The sequence below is a fragment of the Kangiella koreensis DSM 16069 genome (assembly GCF_000024085.1).
In the GTDB taxonomy this organism is placed as follows: Bacteria; Pseudomonadota; Gammaproteobacteria; order Enterobacterales; family Kangiellaceae; genus Kangiella; species Kangiella koreensis.
The window spans coordinates 2,630,575-2,645,610 of record NC_013166.1 but is presented as its reverse complement, the minus strand read 5'-3'; the positions used below and the strand labels follow the sequence as shown (position 1 = coordinate 2,645,610).

Genomic DNA, 15,036 nt, shown 5'->3' with positions numbered 1-15,036 from the left:
GGCTGCAACATGAACAAATATTATTTTGAAAAAGCAATGAAAACAATCGGCACAATAATCTATATCATGGTAATGCTGATAGGGATTAACCATGTTTCGCAAGCTAAAGAAAGTGTCGAGACACAGACTTATTCCAATATTCTAGAAGCAATTGAAGTCGATAAAACATCGGATATTGAGTCGGCAAAGAAGTACATAGCGCTTCTTGAGACAGACTATGAAAAATTAAATACAGAAGAAAAAGAATTATTCAACCTCTTCAAAGGGCATGCATTAGCACTTGAAGGGAAGTTTGATGAATCTACAAAGAAACTTGAAGAGCTTATCGATAACTCCAAAAATGAAACCCTTATTACTAGAGCTCATGCGTTAGTCTCAAATATTTATTTATTTTCTGGAAATTATGAGCAGGCTTACCAGCATGCTTCTGATGCAATTGAGGGCTTGGAGTCTATGGATTCTCACCCTTGGCATAAGTATGCTGCATTACAGAATTTGACGAGTTTGTTCAGGCAATCCGGGATGACAAATACAGCCATTGTCTATGCGCGACAAATGCTAAAGGTTGTCAATCAGAATAAACATTCGTTACAACTTTGTGGTAGTTATTTTGAGTTGGCAGATTTAGAGTTGAGCATAAAAAGTGTCGATATGGCGCGCATACATAGCGAAGAAGCCATGCTACATTGCAGCAAGGCTAATGATCCTATTTATTATACTTTGGCTTTAGATTTACAAACAAAGTTAATGGCCCAGGCTAATAAAAGTGATAAAGCACTTGAACTTCTCAAGGAACATTATCCTGTCGTAAAGTCTGTTGATTATAAAACAATGACGAATGTATTTGAGATCAGGCTCGCTTCTACTTATCTCGAATTAAAAGACTTTATTAATGCTCAGGCAATTGCTGAATTAGCTTATCAAAGAGCTGAAGAATTGAATGATAAGGTACGTCTAATGGAGTTGTCGAAGATTTTGGCGAGTGTATATTCAGAAACTGGAGAGTTGAAGAAAGCAGTCGATTATTATCGTCAGTATATTGAGCTTGAAAAAGAAATTGATATTATGACCAACAAAAGAAAAATGGCTTATTACATGGTGAGCCGGAGAAAATAATCGCAATATTATTGCTTAAAGAAATCCTCTAGTATATGCCGTGTAAAAGACGGCCTTAAATAAAACCCTCTTGGTAAAGTTTTTATCGTCTCTCCTTCTGGCCCAATCGCTTCAGTTAACGCTTTAGCGTTGGCTGCTTTGGGCCTAACCTGCATCACTTCACCAAAACGCGCGTCAATCTGTTCAATTTGACCCAGTGCAACGGTTTCAATCGTATCCTCAAAATCTTTTCTTAATAAGCCTTCCTGTCGTGCATTGGGTTGCCAGATGAAAGGCATGGCTACTTGTCGCTGTTCAACTGGAATCGTTCTTTCGGCTAAAATCGGAATCCACAACACCTTCATTAATTTGTGACGAACAACCGAGTTGTACCAGTTGAGACCATGTAGATCTTTTAAAGGAACAACGCTGACGTAGGTTGATTCGAGCGGACGGCCAGCACTGTCGATTGGTAAGGTTTTAAGTTCTATACCAAGCTCAAGAAAGTCAGGTTGCGCTAGCGAACCTGAGGTGGCGCCGAGTAGATATTCAAAAAATTGCCCTATACGTCCTTTCTCTCGAAGAAGGTGCTGGGGTAACTCAGATTGGTGTTGTTCAGCCAGCTCACCAAGAGTCAGTCCCGCGAGTGATTGAGCTTTGTCTAGAAGCTCTTGTGCAGTGTTATAGGTGTGCTGATTCATAGGGCATATAATTTTTTATTGTCGAAAATCGAAGTCTGTGGAACAATGATAACAAAGTTTTATGATTTGGATAGATCGATGATCGACGCAGAAGGCTTTAGAGCCAACGTCGGCATCATCATTTGTAATGACCAGGGCCAGTTGCTCTGGACACGCCGCTTCGGTCAAACATCATGGCAGTTTCCCCAAGGAGGGGTGCATCCCGGCGAAAGCGCCGAGCAGACCATGTACCGAGAATTACACGAAGAAGTTGGCCTTGAAAAAGATGATGTCCGTATTCTAGGGAGTACGCAGCATTGGTATAAATACCGATTGCCGCAGCGTTTAATTAGGCAAAACTCACAACCATTGTGTCTTGGGCAGAAGCAAAAGTGGTTTTTACTCCAGCTGTTGGCTGATGAGAGTAAAATCGATTTTGCTGCCACCGACCACCCCGAGTTTGATGGGTTTATCTGGGTTAACTACTGGTATCCAGTGCGTAATGTGGTGAATTTCAAGCGCGATGTTTATCGCGCGGCCTTATCTGAACTGATGGGCAGCATGTTCCGCTTTCAGTTTAAAGGCAAGCCCTCAAAGCATTATAAGTCGGAGAAAAATGACACCAACCAGCGTGGTGTGACTCCACCGAGCGAGGAAGCTAAGTCTCGTTCCAACCATCAGCACCGGAATGATGGTGGAAGTAAGCAAGGTAACCGCAAGCGCCGCCCACGCCACCCTTATCGAGGCAATAAAGATCAAAAGAGCAGCTAACCAGCTGCTCTTTTTTTATGGACAGTTAAAAAGCTGAATTCTTTTGGTAGGCCAATAGCATATTATTGGCGGGCATTTCGTGGCGCTGTACCAGGGAGAAGCCATTATGGCGTGCGACACGATTCATATCCTCGTAATCTCGCAGGCCGCTTTCGGGATCGCGTTGCTTTAATGAGGCGTCAAATGCTTTGTTAGATTCGGAGGTGTATTCGCCGTTGACGTTAAATGGGCCATAAATTAACAAGTGACCACCAGGTTTTAGGACGCGGTTGGCTCCTTGAAATAAATCGAGCACACGCTCCCAGGACATGATATGGCAGGTATTAGCGGTGAAGATGGCATCGGCCTGGTTGACTGGCCATACGGCTTGGCTCACATCCAAAGTACGAGGCTTCCTAAGGTTCGGAAGTTCACTCGATTCAACCCAGGCCATGATCGAGGGGTGGTTTTCTCGCAGATCGCTGGTATGCCAAATCAGGTGGGGCATAGCTGCAGCAAAGCAGGCGGCATGTTGGCCTGTGCCAGAGCCAACCTCGAGAACCTCATTGCTATGTTGTAAATAGGGCTTAATTACGTCCAGAATGGGCCCTTTATTGCGTTCACATGCTTCGCTAAATTGGCGCATTGTTAATCCTTAATCATATCAAATGCTATGGTAATTATAGTAACCGATGATTCTAAACAGGAACAAGCTACCGATTAGCAAATGAAAACTGTTGTTAAAAGAGATGATGTTACTAATCATTGCTTCAGACGCAGGATGATAAGTAATACAAAAATGTGGATTTTCGGCCAAGAGCAAGGCGCAAGTGGCGAAAAAACGGAGGTGACGTTCAATTCACGAGTTTAAACGCAGGATTTTCTTTCGAATACCCACAAATAGGATACATAAAATGAGGATTTTGCTAGAGAGTGCGTGACTGGAAGAAATGCCCTCGGTGCGGCAAATTTACCGCGCATCGAAGGAGAGCATATCTAATGCATGACTGAGAGAGCTAGTGAATTTAACAAAGCAATCTCAGCAAAAGACCATTTTACTTTTTGTTTTTGACGTATAAGACTAGACTATGATCAACAATTTCAACACCATGCTTCTTGGCAATCTTGTGCTGTAACTCTTCGATTTCTTCACTGAAAAACTCAATCACAGTACCATCATCCACATTGACCATGTGGTCATGGTGCTCACCATCATCAATCTCAAATACAGAGTGGCCACCTTCGAAATTGTGGCGAGTGACAAGCCCTGCTGATTCGAATTGGGTTAATACACGGTAAACTGTTGCTAAGCCAACATCGTCTCCGGCTTCGAGCAACAATTTATAGACGTCTTCCGCGCTAAGATGACGATCTTCTGAACTTTCCAGGATTTGTAATATCTTAACTCTCGGTAGGGTAACCTTTAATCCGGCTTTTTTTAGCTGCTGATTTTCCAAAAACTCATCCTCCAATAGATTTGCGCGGCAAAATGATTATACTATGCCAAGAATTTATGAAAAGCCATTCAGTATACTTGTGAATGGCGATTACAGCAAAAAACACTAACTATCAGGATATTCATGAAAACTATTTTCCTTTCTGCGCTTTTAGTCAGCCTCAGCTTGTTAAGCGCTTGCGTATATAAACCAACCATCCAGCAAGGTAATATCCTTGAGCAATCAGAAGTGAATAAGATTAAACCTGGCATGACCAAGGATCAGATTTCCTACGTTTTAGGGAATCCAGCTTTGAACACCAATCTTGATTCAGACACTTGGTATTACCTGTATTATATGGTGCCGTCGAAGGGTGATCGACGCGAAGAGCGTTTGATTCTGCATTTTAATGGCGAGGTATTGCAGTCGATGGAAGGGACCATTAAGCCTGAAGCAGAGGAATAACCCTAAGCAATTTGGTTAAGAACCCTGCTTCGGCAGGTTTTTTTGATATTCTTTCAACAATTGGTAGCACATTTCTTCTGATGCCTGATGGTTTTTTTTCCTGCCTAGCATGGCCATAGTCAGTTTTAATTGCTTTAGATATCGACGGCAGCTCACGCACATAAAGAGATGCAGTTTTACCTGGATTTTCTTTCCTGCGCTCATTTCATCATCGATGTACTCACTGGCCTGCTCGACCAGATGCTTGCAACTTAACATTCGCCTGTCCTCTGGAATTTGGCTACTACCTGCTGAATTTTATCTCGGGCTCGGTGCAGCAGCACTCTAGCATTGGATGAACTGACTTCTAAAATGTTACAAATTTCTTCCATCTCCATGCCGGCTGAATCACGCAACTCCATAATGTATTTTTGCTGATCAGGCAAGCGAGTGAGATGTTTATCCACACAGTCTTGTAGCTCTTCAGCAGCTAAAAGCTCGTCAGGGGAACCCATCTCCCAGGCCGGATTTCGCTGATTCCAATGCCCACTACTGTCAAAACGCGGATCGCTAATCACTCTTGAGTCGGTCGCCCAGTTTTCATCTACCGACTCCAAAGATACGGAACGCGACTCTTTGCGATAACGGTTTTTGGCTTCATTGGCAACAATTCGAGTGACCCAGGTCTTCAGGGCCGAGCGGCCCTCGAATTTAGGCAGGGCTTTAATCACCGAAAGCCAAGCTTCTTGCACCACTTCGTCCGCAATTGAATGACCGACGATTGCAGCAGCGACACTATATAAAGAGGGGTGCCAGGTTTTAACGACAGTCACAAATAACTGTTGGTCATTGTTGATGAGCCTCTTAATCAGTGTACTTTCTTCGGGCAAGTCAGTTGTATTCATCAATCCTCTTTATAAGTTGTCTACATCAATATTGTCCACTTAGGCTCAAGGTGGCTATCCCTATTAGAATAACGACATTAGCGCAACATTACACTTAAGCCAACAATTGCAGTTTTCACCATCAATAGTATATTGAATGATAAATTATGTCAGCGCTCTCTCTTTAATAAACTAGAAAGGAAATACACGATGCAATCTGAAGGCTTTATGTCATTTGTTAAAACTGTTATGGAATGGATAGCGGGCATTTTTGTTATCGCTATCATCCTCTTGGTTTTGACCATTATTGTCTTCTATATAATTGATTCGACACAAAAAAAACATGCAATCCGCCATAATTTTCCGGTGATTGGTCGTTTTCGCTATTGGTTTGAACATCTCGGTGAATTTTTCCGTCAGTACTTCTTTTCCATGGATCGTGAGGAGCTGCCTTTTAATCGAGCAGAACGAACCTGGGTCTACCGAGCGGCTAAAAATATCAGTCGAACACAGGCTTTTGGTTCGACTCGAAATTTAAATCAGACCGGTACGGTTCTGTTCATGAATGACCAGTTTCCAACTCAGGAGGAAAACGCTGTTGAAGCACCTCCGGTGATGATTGGCCCCTATTGTCGTACGCCTTATCTTGCTCGCAGCTTCTTCAATATCTCGGGTATGAGCTATGGCGCCTTGTCGAAAGTCGCGGTAGAAGCCTTATCTCGTGGAGCGGCACGCGCAGGCTGCTGGATTAATACCGGTGAAGGCGGTTTATCATCTTATCACTTAGCAGGAGGCGGTGATGTGGTATTCCAAATAGGTACCGCAAAATATGGTGCTCGTGATGCCGAAGGCAAACTAAGCGATGACAAACTCATGGAAGTTGCTCAACATCCACAAGTTAAAATGATCGAACTTAAACTAGCGCAAGGTGCCAAGCCGGGTAAGGGCGGTATTCTCCCTGCAGAGAAAGTGACTGCTGAAATTGCTAGAATTCGAGGTATCCCCGAGGGAGAAGCCTCGATTAGCCCCAATGGCCACCGTGAGATTCATAACGTTGGTGACTTACTGGATATGATTAATCACATCCGTGAAGTTACCGGAAAGCCGGTTGGCTTCAAAACGGTTCTTGGTGGCGAACATTTCTTATTTGACCTTTGTGGTGAGATCCATAAACGCGGCATTGAGTTTGCCCCGGACTTTATTACTATTGATAGCGCCGATGGCGGTTCGGGCGCTGCACCGCAGCCTTTATTCGACTACGTTGGCTTAACCATTAAAGAAAGCCTGCCTATGGCCATTGATATTCTGCAGCAGCAGGGTTTGCGTGATCGCATTAAAGTTGTCTGCTCAGGTAAAATGATTAACCCATCGGCCGTAGCCTGGGCTTTAGCCATGGGCGCTGACTTTGCACTCTCCGCCCGTGGCTTTATGTTTGCCCTGGGTTGTATTCAGGCCATGCAGTGCAACAAAAACACCTGCCCAACCGGCGTTACCACTCACGATCCCGATCTTCAAAAAGGGCTGGATATCACAGACAAATCGGTTCGGGTCTATCATTATCATAAGAACATGGTTAAAGCGGTTGGTATGATTGCGCACTCGTGCGGGGTAAAAGAACCTCGCCGATTGAAGCGCCATCATATGCGAGTTGTAACAGAAACCGGACTTTCGACTCCAATAGATAAGGTTCATCCTTATCACGAAAACAAGATTCCGACCAAGAATCTATAAATTCACACCAAAAGGAGCATATTGATGCAAACTTTAGCGGACAAGTATTACAGTTTTACTGGGGCGGTCTGTAATTCAGTCAAGCACCTTGATGGGTTGCCACCCTTACTGTTTCGAGTACTGCTGTTCTTCCCTTTCTGGGAAGCTGGGACACGAAAATTTGCCAATTTCGAAAGCACTTCAAACTGGTTTGGTAATAGCGAATGGGGATTAGGATTACCGTTTCCCGATGTCATGACTTTTCTAGCGGCTAGCACTGAAACCGTTGGTGCCGTTTTGTTATTGACTGGTTTCGCTGTTCGCTGGATCACGATTCCACTGATGATTACCATGCTGGTCGCTATTTTTGCTGTCCACTTGGATAACGGCTGGTTTGCCATCGCTCAATCCACCGACCCTGAAATATCAGAGCGACTCTCTAGAGCGCGAACTATATTACAGAATAATGGTAACTATAGCTGGTTAACTGAAAAAGGTAATATTGTGATACTGCAAAACGGTATCGAATTTGCAGCAACTTACTTTATCATGCTGCTATCCTTATTCTTCACAGGGGCTGGGCGATACTTTTCGACAGATTACTGGTTAAGCAAAGCGTTTCCCCATAAAAAATAATGACGGATGGTATTTGCTAGCGCGAGCACTTAAAACTTTGCGCTAGCTCTATTTATTTCCCTACAATCTCGATGACCCCTGCTAATCCGACCACAATTCCCGTACAATAAGCGTATCATTGCACCCATTTATGGCGAACCCAATTAAGTTTGACTAACTTATGAGCGACTACTTCAAAAAATCTCTAGATATTCACCGTTATTTACGCGGCAAGTGGGCTATCAAAAGCAAAGTCCCACTTCAAAATCGTGAAGACTTATCCATTGCCTACACTCCCGGTGTAGCCGCCGTTTCTAATCACATCGCAAAAGACAAAAACTCCAGCTACCTTTACACCATGAAAGGTAATTCCGTCGCTATCGTGTCTGATGGATCTGCGGTATTGGGGCTTGGCAACATTGGGCCAGAAGCGGCGCTTCCTGTGATGGAAGGCAAAGCGATTTTGTTTAAAGAGTTTGCAGATATTGATGGTGTGCCATTGGTACTCGACGCTAAAAGTGCTGCGGAAATCATTACTGCAGTTAAGGCAATCGCGCCAACTTTTGGTGGCATTAACCTGGAAGATATCGCAGCGCCTAAATGTTTCGAAATCGAAGAAGCGCTACAGGACATTGGTATCCCAGTATTCCATGATGATCAACACGGCACAGCAATCGTATTGTTAGCGGCATTAATTAACGCCTGTAAAGTCACTGGTAAAGATATTAAGCAACTTAAAGTGGTCATCAATGGCGCTGGAGCTGCCGGTACCGCCATTGCGAAACTGCTACGTTGTGTTGGCCATGATGAAGCAGCCTGTATTCCGGTTGAAGATGTGCTGGTTTGCGATTCACAAGGCATCATTTCACCTGATCGCTCTGATCTGAATGATGAAAAGAAGAAATTACTAGCCTATACCAACCGCCATAATCGTAATGGCAAATTGTTGGATGCTTTGAGTAATTCTGATGTCTTTATTGGTGTTTCTAAAGGGAATTTATTAACCGGCGCCGATATCAAACTAATGAACAAGGACCCCATCATTCTGGCAATGGCTAATCCCATTCCGGAAATTATGCCGGATGAGGCAATTGCTGCAGGCGCTGCCGTAGTGGGAACTGGGCGCAGTGATTTTCCCAATCAGGTTAATAATGTTTTAGCATTCCCTGGTATTTTCCGCGGCGCATTAGAAGCTCGCGCAACCCGTATTACGGAAGCGATGAAAATTGCCGCTGCCTATGCTCTAGCCGATGCGGTCAATCACTTAGCAGCTGATCACGTTCTGCCCGATCCATTGAACCGCAATGTGGCACAAAAAATTGCTGAAGCGGTAAAGCAGCAAGCGATTAAAGATGGCGTGCAACGACCTCTTTAATTTTTTTGCTCGCAACTTAATATTTTTTCAACGGCCCGAGTTACTAGCTCGGGCTGCTCCATCATGATTAGATGTTCTTGAGATGCGACTGGCCAGTATGCGCCACATTCGCTATTTTGGGATAGCTGAAAAAACCAGTTCCTTCCGTCATCTCGCCATTGAATAACAGATGCTCTGACTGATTCATCCTCAATCTTCGGCAAGTAGCCAGTTTCAAAATCACTATCAATAATCACCAAAGGCAGACCGACTGGTAGTGGGTTTATTTGCGCTTCAAGTAAATCTTCACGGTAATGAGTTGTTTCCCAAAATTTTTCTAACTGATAACGTCGAGTATTTCTGACCTTTTCAATGGCAGAGTAATAATCCCAGTCCATATAATGTTCATGCTCCGCAGCAATAATCGACTTTAAATGTTCTCTCTCCTCACTGATTTTCTGCTGCATAATTTCATCGTATTTACCGTCATTGATAAACTGCTCGATCTCGCTCCAGCCTTTTCGATAACGCTCAGTTTCTGAGGTGTAATGTTCAATGGAATGATCGGTCAAAACATCGGGATCAATTAGCACGGCGCCTTTTACATAAGCTGCAGTTTCATTATCTTGCAAGAGCATGTGTAGCGATAGGTTTGAACTGGCAAACGCCACTATTATGACGGGGTTATCTTGCTGCACAATAAACTTAGCTAAATCCTTCGCAAAGTACTGGTAAGATGGATTTTCCAAGGACTCGGACCAAGCATGGCCGGCACGGTCAATGCTTATTGTCTGATAATCTTGTGCGAGAATATTTTGTGCTAATGACCACCAGCCGCTATCGCTATGCCAATTGTCGGTAGGGCCTGATAATAGCAATAAATATGGTTTCGCTCTTTGACTCTTTCCTAATTGACGAAAGTGCAATGTATGACCATTAATATTTATCAGCTCGCTAGCTTCAGGCAGAGCTCTATCGGCTACTGAGTCTTTCTCGATAGCATAAATTGATTCGCTGATCAGTAGCATCAGAATTAATAACAATAGCGACCTCATTACCTTGCCTCTTATTTTTGTTAAGCTCCCTATTCTATTCCTTAACCCACTGATTTAATGCAGATTTCTGTAACCAATTGTAACTGTTCAGCGTCTTATTGTTTTAATGTGATATTGTCGTAAGTTCTGAAAAACGTTCTCCGATAGATTGACATGATAGAAGCGGGGTAGCTCAAATGAAATCAATAATTACAGTCACAGGAAGTATTGTCTTAGTACTCACCTCTTTACTGAACTCATCAGTTTCTGCCCATAGTGGGTCGCATCCGGTGCGCTATGTTGCAGAAAATGGCTCTGATCAGGGCGACTGCTCTAAGCCATCCGCTCCCTGCGCCAGCATTGCCTATGCCGTAAACCAGTCCAGTAAAGGCGACAAAATCCACGTAGCATCAGGTACTTATCATGCTGGTGAGATGGATATTTTCTATTTATTGAACGATATGGTGGCAATTTCAGGCGGTTTTTCGACTCAAGATAATTTCACGAAGCAAAATCCTGACCAGCACCTGACAACCATCACAGGCATACCTGCCGACTACCGCGAGAAACTGGCCAACAAAGGTTTTCACTTAGTACGGGATGCTAAAGGTTTGCCCGAACAACGCCTTAAACCCGAATACCTCGATTTACTTGAGCGTTACCAAAAAATCACTACCAGTGTCGAAAAGCAATTAACCTGCGCTAATGGCCAAGCCGGTGAATACCCTTGCTTTAATATCGATTTAGAATCTCACTTGCCTTTAAGCCAGCTGACTTCATCTCCTTCAAGCGCTAATGATATATGGGGTTATATAGACCTCAACAATAATCGTGAATACGCTGTCATGGGACTTTATAACGGCACAGTACTAATTGATGTCACTGACCCGGTAAACCCGGTTGAAGTTGATACCATTACTGGCGCCAATAGTACTTGGCGTGATGTGAAGGTATATCAGTATTTTGATGGAGATACATCACAATACAAAACTTATGCATATGTCACCACCGAAGGGCAGGGTGGCTTGCAAATTATCGACTTGAGCAATGCACCTGATTCGATTGAACTAGTGAATACCATCAATGTTTTTCAGACTGCTCACAATGTCTATCTCGGCAATATCAATTACGCCGACGGTACAGCTCTTGATGGTCACCAAGCCTACTTATACATTACGGGGTCGAATCTTGATAATGGCTCTTATCGAGTCTTTGATCTGGTTGACCCAGTTAATCCAGCGCTTGTCACAACCCCCAGTTCAGCCGGTTATGTGCATGATGCAACTAATCTGATTATTGATGATACGCGCACTGGTCAATGTGCCAGCGGTCATAATCCTTGTGAGCTTTTTATCGACTTTAATGAAAATACGGTCGATATCTGGGACACCACCGATAAATCCAATCCATTTAAGATCAGCACAACCAGTTATGCCGGCGCCAGTTATACCCACTCCGGCTGGTACTCAAAAGATAAAAATTACATCTTTATTCAGGACGAACTCGACGAGCGGAATCGAGGTGTCAACTCAACCCTTTATGTGATGGATATTCAGGATTTAACCTCACCCAGGATTGCCGGCTCTTATGTCGGTTCGACACCAGCGATTGACCACAACGGTTTTACGCTCGAAGACAAATACTATATGTCCAACTACAAACGTGGGTTAACAGTTCTCGACGTATCCAATCCTGTTGCCCCCAAAGAAATTGGTTTCTTCGATACTTATCCAATTCCTGAAGGCAACGACTCACAGTTTGATGGAGCTTGGGGGACTTATCCTTACCTTCCGAGCGGAAATATACTAGTGAGCGATATCTCCAATGGACTGTTTATATTGAAAGACAACAGCGAGATCGGTGGTTCAGAGCCACCCGCTCCCCCACCCAGCCCACAGCCCGAACCAGATTCAGGCGGCGGGGGCTCCACACCAATTTGGCTATTACTTGGACTGACTCTGTTCGGCATAAGAAGGAAAATTATGTCTAACTAAACGACTCCTCAAGGAGGAGCAATTCTGGGATTCGCCGCATTAAGCTGCTATCCATTGCTGGAAATCCTACCCCTCCAAACCTCTGGCAGGATGGGTAGCAGTGCGGCCCCAGTTGCTTTTCTTTATTTAGCAAATCATGACTACTACTCAATCCATAAACCTTTTCAAGATTTGTCGACTGCCTCTTGCTAGGATATTCTTATCGTAACGAGGTAACTCTATGAAAAAAATCAATCTTTGGATTTATATTTTAGGCTTGTTGCTCGCCTCATTATTAGCCGGAAGTAAGGCATTAGATCACTTTGGTGAGGAATACACTGACCAGGCTTTGAAACGTGCCTTAATTTCTTTCGCTGTTGCTCGTACGCTGAATGGGCTTATTTCTGTGGCGCAAGAAGCCGAAGTTGCTATGCAGCCGGCTGGGTTAGGAGTGAATGTATCGCCCGGGGAAATTCTCGACCCCATCAACGACTTGGTGGAACGCTTCTCTATGGTGATGTTGATTGCAGCATCAGCAATTGGCGTGCAGAAACTTTTATTATCTATGTCAGCTTGGGATGTCTTCAATTACCTGGTTATAGGCTTTTGGCTCTTGTATGGCGTTATGTTAATTGCCAAGCGCAATAGCTCAAAAGGTTTGCATCCTATGTGGTATAAAACTGTCATTTTTCTCATTTTAGTGCGTTTTGCCACACCGGTTATGGCATTGACTAATGAGGGACTTTATAACCTTTTTCTTGCGCCTAACTACCAAGAGGCCAATCAAGAGCTTGAAGGAGTAAGCCAGACCATCGAAAGCAATACCTCAGAGCAGGAAGCTGACATTCAGCAACAACAATCAGCCTATGAGGGAGCTAAGGATTGGCTCGGTAAGGCTATCAGCCAGCTAGATATTAAAAAGCAAATTAAGGCTTATCAAGATGCGGCTGAACGGGCTAGTAAAAATGTGATTGAACTCATCACCGTATTTGTGGTGCAAACGGTTTTGTTCCCGATATTTTTCTTATGGTTGATTTTTCGTTCAGGGCGCAGTTTGTTAATCACTCGCTCTCAAAGTTATGCTCATCCAGACTTGAAACTAAATCATCGTTCATAAAAAAGGTCGGCGAATGCCGACCTTTTTTCTTACCTACTTTATCTTAAGTATCTAACAACCTAGAAATCTACAGTAGCAGTTTCATCAAGGGTTACAGTAACATTCTGAGTCGTACTGAATGTTATTGCATCATCTGTTTCAGGATCATCATTTGCGGCTTCACAAGTAAAGGCCAAGGTGTAGTCACCTGCCTGTACGAAACCGATTTCATACTCATAGAAACCGTCACTATTCATCTCAACATTGGTGGTAGTGATTGGCTCAGGCTCATTAGCATCGATATCATCAGTTTCCGCATCATAACCTGCGAATAAATAGACACCACTGGTGTCAGAACAACCCTCTGCATTGATGAGAGCTTCATCCACCAGACCATTGATATGGCCGACTTCCAGGTTATCTACGATACGTAAAGTTGGTCGTAAGAAATAATCATCGCTACCATTTTGTGGTTGATGCACCGATTTTCTTAAATCGAAATCAATGGTGAAATTCGAGATGCCACCGGCAGCAACTGTAAAGGGTCGATTCAGTTTTAGTCCTGTTTGGGCGCCACTTGGAACATATAAGGAGTAACGAGCACCATCAATATCAATATAAGAGTCGGTCACACCTTGATTAGCATTAACCTTTAGCCGTATCCATTGGTACTGACCGGCATTAACCGTCGTTTCAGGCAGTAGCTCAAGCGACTCATCGCCAGTCAGCTGCAATAAGTCAATAGTCATTGGAGTATCAAAATCAAAATTCAAACGCTCGCCAGGCCCTTGAACTTCAATGCCCGTAAACTCAACGACTACTGCTTCGGCGCCATCGACCGGCGCATCTGTGATTGCTAACGCTAATTTACCTTTATCTGGGTCGTCATCAGATTTACAGCCAGCCAAAGCTAATAAGACACTGGTTAGCACTAAGCTATGTTTAAATTTCATAATATCTACCTCCACGTACAAGTGGACGCTAGGTTACTCCAGTTAGTATTGATACATTGTGATACAAATCGCAAAGCAATTTAAACAGTGATCTTTCATCATGGAATTGTGAGCAATGTCAAAAATCCTGACAACTAACCTCACAAAACAAGAACTTATATCAAATGTACTCGATTGCTTAATCACTACTTATTATGATCATTAAGCATTACTGCCATAGGAAATCTGCTGGCTTTTTCGTATAATTGCGCCACTTAAAACAATCCAACCAAGGGATCCCCATGAGACCAAGTGGCCGCACCAGCAATCAGCTTCGTCCAATCACTATTACACGCCAGTTCACCAAGCACGCAGAAGGTTCAGTACTGATCGAATTTGGTGAAACCAAAGTGCTGTGTAATGCCAGCGTGGTTGATAATGTTCCACGGTTCTTAAAAGGCAAAGGCCAGGGTTGGATTACGGCTGAATACGGGATGTTACCGCGTTCAACACACTCCCGTATGGATCGCGAAGCTTCTCGAGGCAAGCAAGGTGGACGAACGCTAGAAATTCAAAGACTTATTGGTCGCTCACTGCGTGCTGCCGTTGACCTGTCACAATTGGGTGAAAACACCATTTATGTGGACTGTGATGTGCTTCAGGCAGATGGTGGTACTCGCACTGCTTCTATATCAGGAGCGAGCATTGCTTTGCATGACGCCCTATTTCACATGCGCAAGACCGGCATGATTAAAACTAACCCTCTTAAACATATGGTAGGTTCAGTTTCTGTCGGAATATACAAAGGCACACCTATTCTGGATCTTGACTACCTCGAAGATTCCGCAGCCGAAACCGACATGAATTTAGTGATGGATGAAAATGGCGGCTTTATCGAAATTCAAGGCACCGCAGAAGGCGAAACTTTCACCGGTGATGAATTGATGCAAATGTTGGAGTTAGGAAAACAAGGTATTCGCGAAATTTTTGATCTGCAACATAAAGCAGTTGCGGTTTAAATCGTTTAATAAAA

15 protein-coding genes and 1 pseudogene are annotated in these 15,036 nt (G+C 43.7%); 9 read left to right on the top strand and 7 right to left on the bottom strand.

Going from position 1 to position 15,036, the window contains the following annotated elements:
• Positions 1-9: 9 nt before the first annotated feature.
• The gene (locus KKOR_RS12305; protein ID WP_015781465.1) at positions 10-1,116 is read left to right on the top strand and encodes a tetratricopeptide repeat protein; all 1,107 of its coding nucleotides are present in this window, start codon (positions 10-12) and stop codon (positions 1,114-1,116) included.
• 8 nt (positions 1,117-1,124) lie between these two features.
• Here the strand turns inward: KKOR_RS12305 and mutH are convergent, their stop codons facing one another.
• The gene (gene mutH, locus KKOR_RS12300) at positions 1,125-1,796 is read right to left on the bottom strand and encodes a DNA mismatch repair endonuclease MutH (RefSeq protein WP_015781464.1); all 672 of its coding nucleotides are present in this window, start codon (positions 1,794-1,796) and stop codon (positions 1,125-1,127) included.
• Positions 1,797-1,874: 78 nt separating this feature from the next.
• Here mutH and rppH point away from each other — a divergent pair.
• Positions 1,875-2,351 (top strand): annotated as a pseudogene (gene rppH / locus KKOR_RS12295) (RNA pyrophosphohydrolase); the annotation flags it as partial.
• A 220-nt stretch (positions 2,352-2,571) separates the two neighbouring features.
• On the opposite strand, the gene KKOR_RS12290 reads toward rppH, so the two are convergent.
• Together KKOR_RS12290 and fur are read right to left on the bottom strand one after the other, a co-directional pair.
• Complete coding sequence (locus tag KKOR_RS12290) at positions 2,572-3,171, bottom strand: DUF938 domain-containing protein (protein ID WP_015781462.1); 600 nt, start codon at positions 3,169-3,171, stop codon at positions 2,572-2,574.
• 409 nt (positions 3,172-3,580) lie between these two features.
• The gene (gene fur / locus KKOR_RS12285) at positions 3,581-3,982 is read right to left on the bottom strand and encodes a ferric iron uptake transcriptional regulator (protein ID WP_015781461.1); all 402 of its coding nucleotides are present in this window, start codon (positions 3,980-3,982) and stop codon (positions 3,581-3,583) included.
• A gap of 123 nt (positions 3,983-4,105) precedes the next feature.
• Between fur and KKOR_RS12280 the strand changes: the two genes are divergently transcribed.
• A complete protein-coding gene (locus KKOR_RS12280) occupies positions 4,106-4,426 on the top strand; it encodes an outer membrane protein assembly factor BamE (RefSeq protein WP_015781460.1) in 321 nt (106 codons plus the stop codon).
• Positions 4,427-4,441: 15 nt separating this feature from the next.
• On the opposite strand, the gene KKOR_RS12275 is transcribed toward KKOR_RS12280, so the two are convergent.
• Positions 4,442-4,684, bottom strand: coding sequence for an anti-sigma factor family protein (locus KKOR_RS12275; RefSeq protein ID WP_015781459.1), 243 nt, complete (start codon positions 4,682-4,684; stop codon positions 4,442-4,444).
• Complete coding sequence (locus KKOR_RS12270; RefSeq protein WP_015781458.1) at positions 4,678-5,310, bottom strand: RNA polymerase sigma factor; 633 nt, start codon at positions 5,308-5,310, stop codon at positions 4,678-4,680. Before KKOR_RS12270 ends, KKOR_RS12275 begins: the two co-directional genes overlap by 7 nt.
• A gap of 189 nt (positions 5,311-5,499) precedes the next feature.
• Between KKOR_RS12270 and KKOR_RS12265 the strand changes: the two genes are divergently transcribed.
• The 3 genes from KKOR_RS12265 (at position 5,500) to KKOR_RS12255 (ending at position 8,989) form a co-directional block, all read left to right on the top strand.
• Positions 5,500-7,020, top strand: a complete 1,521-nt coding sequence (locus KKOR_RS12265; RefSeq protein WP_015781457.1) for an FMN-binding glutamate synthase family protein — start codon at positions 5,500-5,502, stop codon at positions 7,018-7,020.
• A gap of 24 nt (positions 7,021-7,044) precedes the next feature.
• Positions 7,045-7,635 (top strand): HvfX family Cu-binding RiPP maturation protein, encoded by a 591-nt coding sequence (locus KKOR_RS12260; RefSeq protein WP_015781456.1) that lies wholly within the window; start codon positions 7,045-7,047, stop codon positions 7,633-7,635.
• Positions 7,636-7,795: 160 nt separating this feature from the next.
• The gene (locus tag KKOR_RS12255; protein WP_015781455.1) at positions 7,796-8,989 is read left to right on the top strand and encodes an NAD(P)-dependent malic enzyme; all 1,194 of its coding nucleotides are present in this window, start codon (positions 7,796-7,798) and stop codon (positions 8,987-8,989) included.
• On the opposite strand, the gene KKOR_RS12250 is transcribed toward KKOR_RS12255, so the two are convergent.
• Entirely contained in the window at positions 8,986-10,023 is a 1,038-nt protein-coding gene (locus tag KKOR_RS12250) for an alpha/beta fold hydrolase (protein WP_015781454.1), read from the bottom strand. The two genes, KKOR_RS12255 and KKOR_RS12250, sit on opposite strands and share 4 nt — an antisense overlap.
• A 176-nt stretch (positions 10,024-10,199) precedes the next feature.
• Here KKOR_RS12250 and KKOR_RS12245 point away from each other — a divergent pair, with 176 nt between their 5' ends.
• Together KKOR_RS12245 and KKOR_RS12240 are read left to right on the top strand one after the other, a co-directional pair.
• Positions 10,200-11,996: a choice-of-anchor B family protein gene (locus tag KKOR_RS12245; protein WP_015781453.1), complete on the top strand. Its 1,797-nt coding sequence runs from the start codon at positions 10,200-10,202 to the stop codon at positions 11,994-11,996.
• A gap of 220 nt (positions 11,997-12,216) precedes the next feature.
• Positions 12,217-13,092, top strand: a complete 876-nt coding sequence (locus KKOR_RS12240) for a hypothetical protein (RefSeq protein WP_015781452.1) — start codon at positions 12,217-12,219, stop codon at positions 13,090-13,092.
• A gap of 59 nt (positions 13,093-13,151) precedes the next feature.
• Here KKOR_RS12240 and KKOR_RS12235 read toward each other — a convergent pair whose 3' ends face one another.
• Positions 13,152-14,024 carry a DUF4382 domain-containing protein gene (locus KKOR_RS12235; RefSeq protein ID WP_015781451.1) on the bottom strand — a complete coding sequence of 291 codons (873 nt, stop codon included), beginning with the start codon at positions 14,022-14,024 and terminating at the stop codon, positions 13,152-13,154.
• 281 nt (positions 14,025-14,305) lie between these two features.
• Here KKOR_RS12235 and rph point away from each other — a divergent pair, with 281 nt between their 5' ends.
• Entirely contained in the window at positions 14,306-15,022 is a 717-nt protein-coding gene (gene rph, locus KKOR_RS12230) for a ribonuclease PH (protein WP_015781450.1), read from the top strand.
• Positions 15,023-15,036 lie beyond the last annotated feature (14 nt).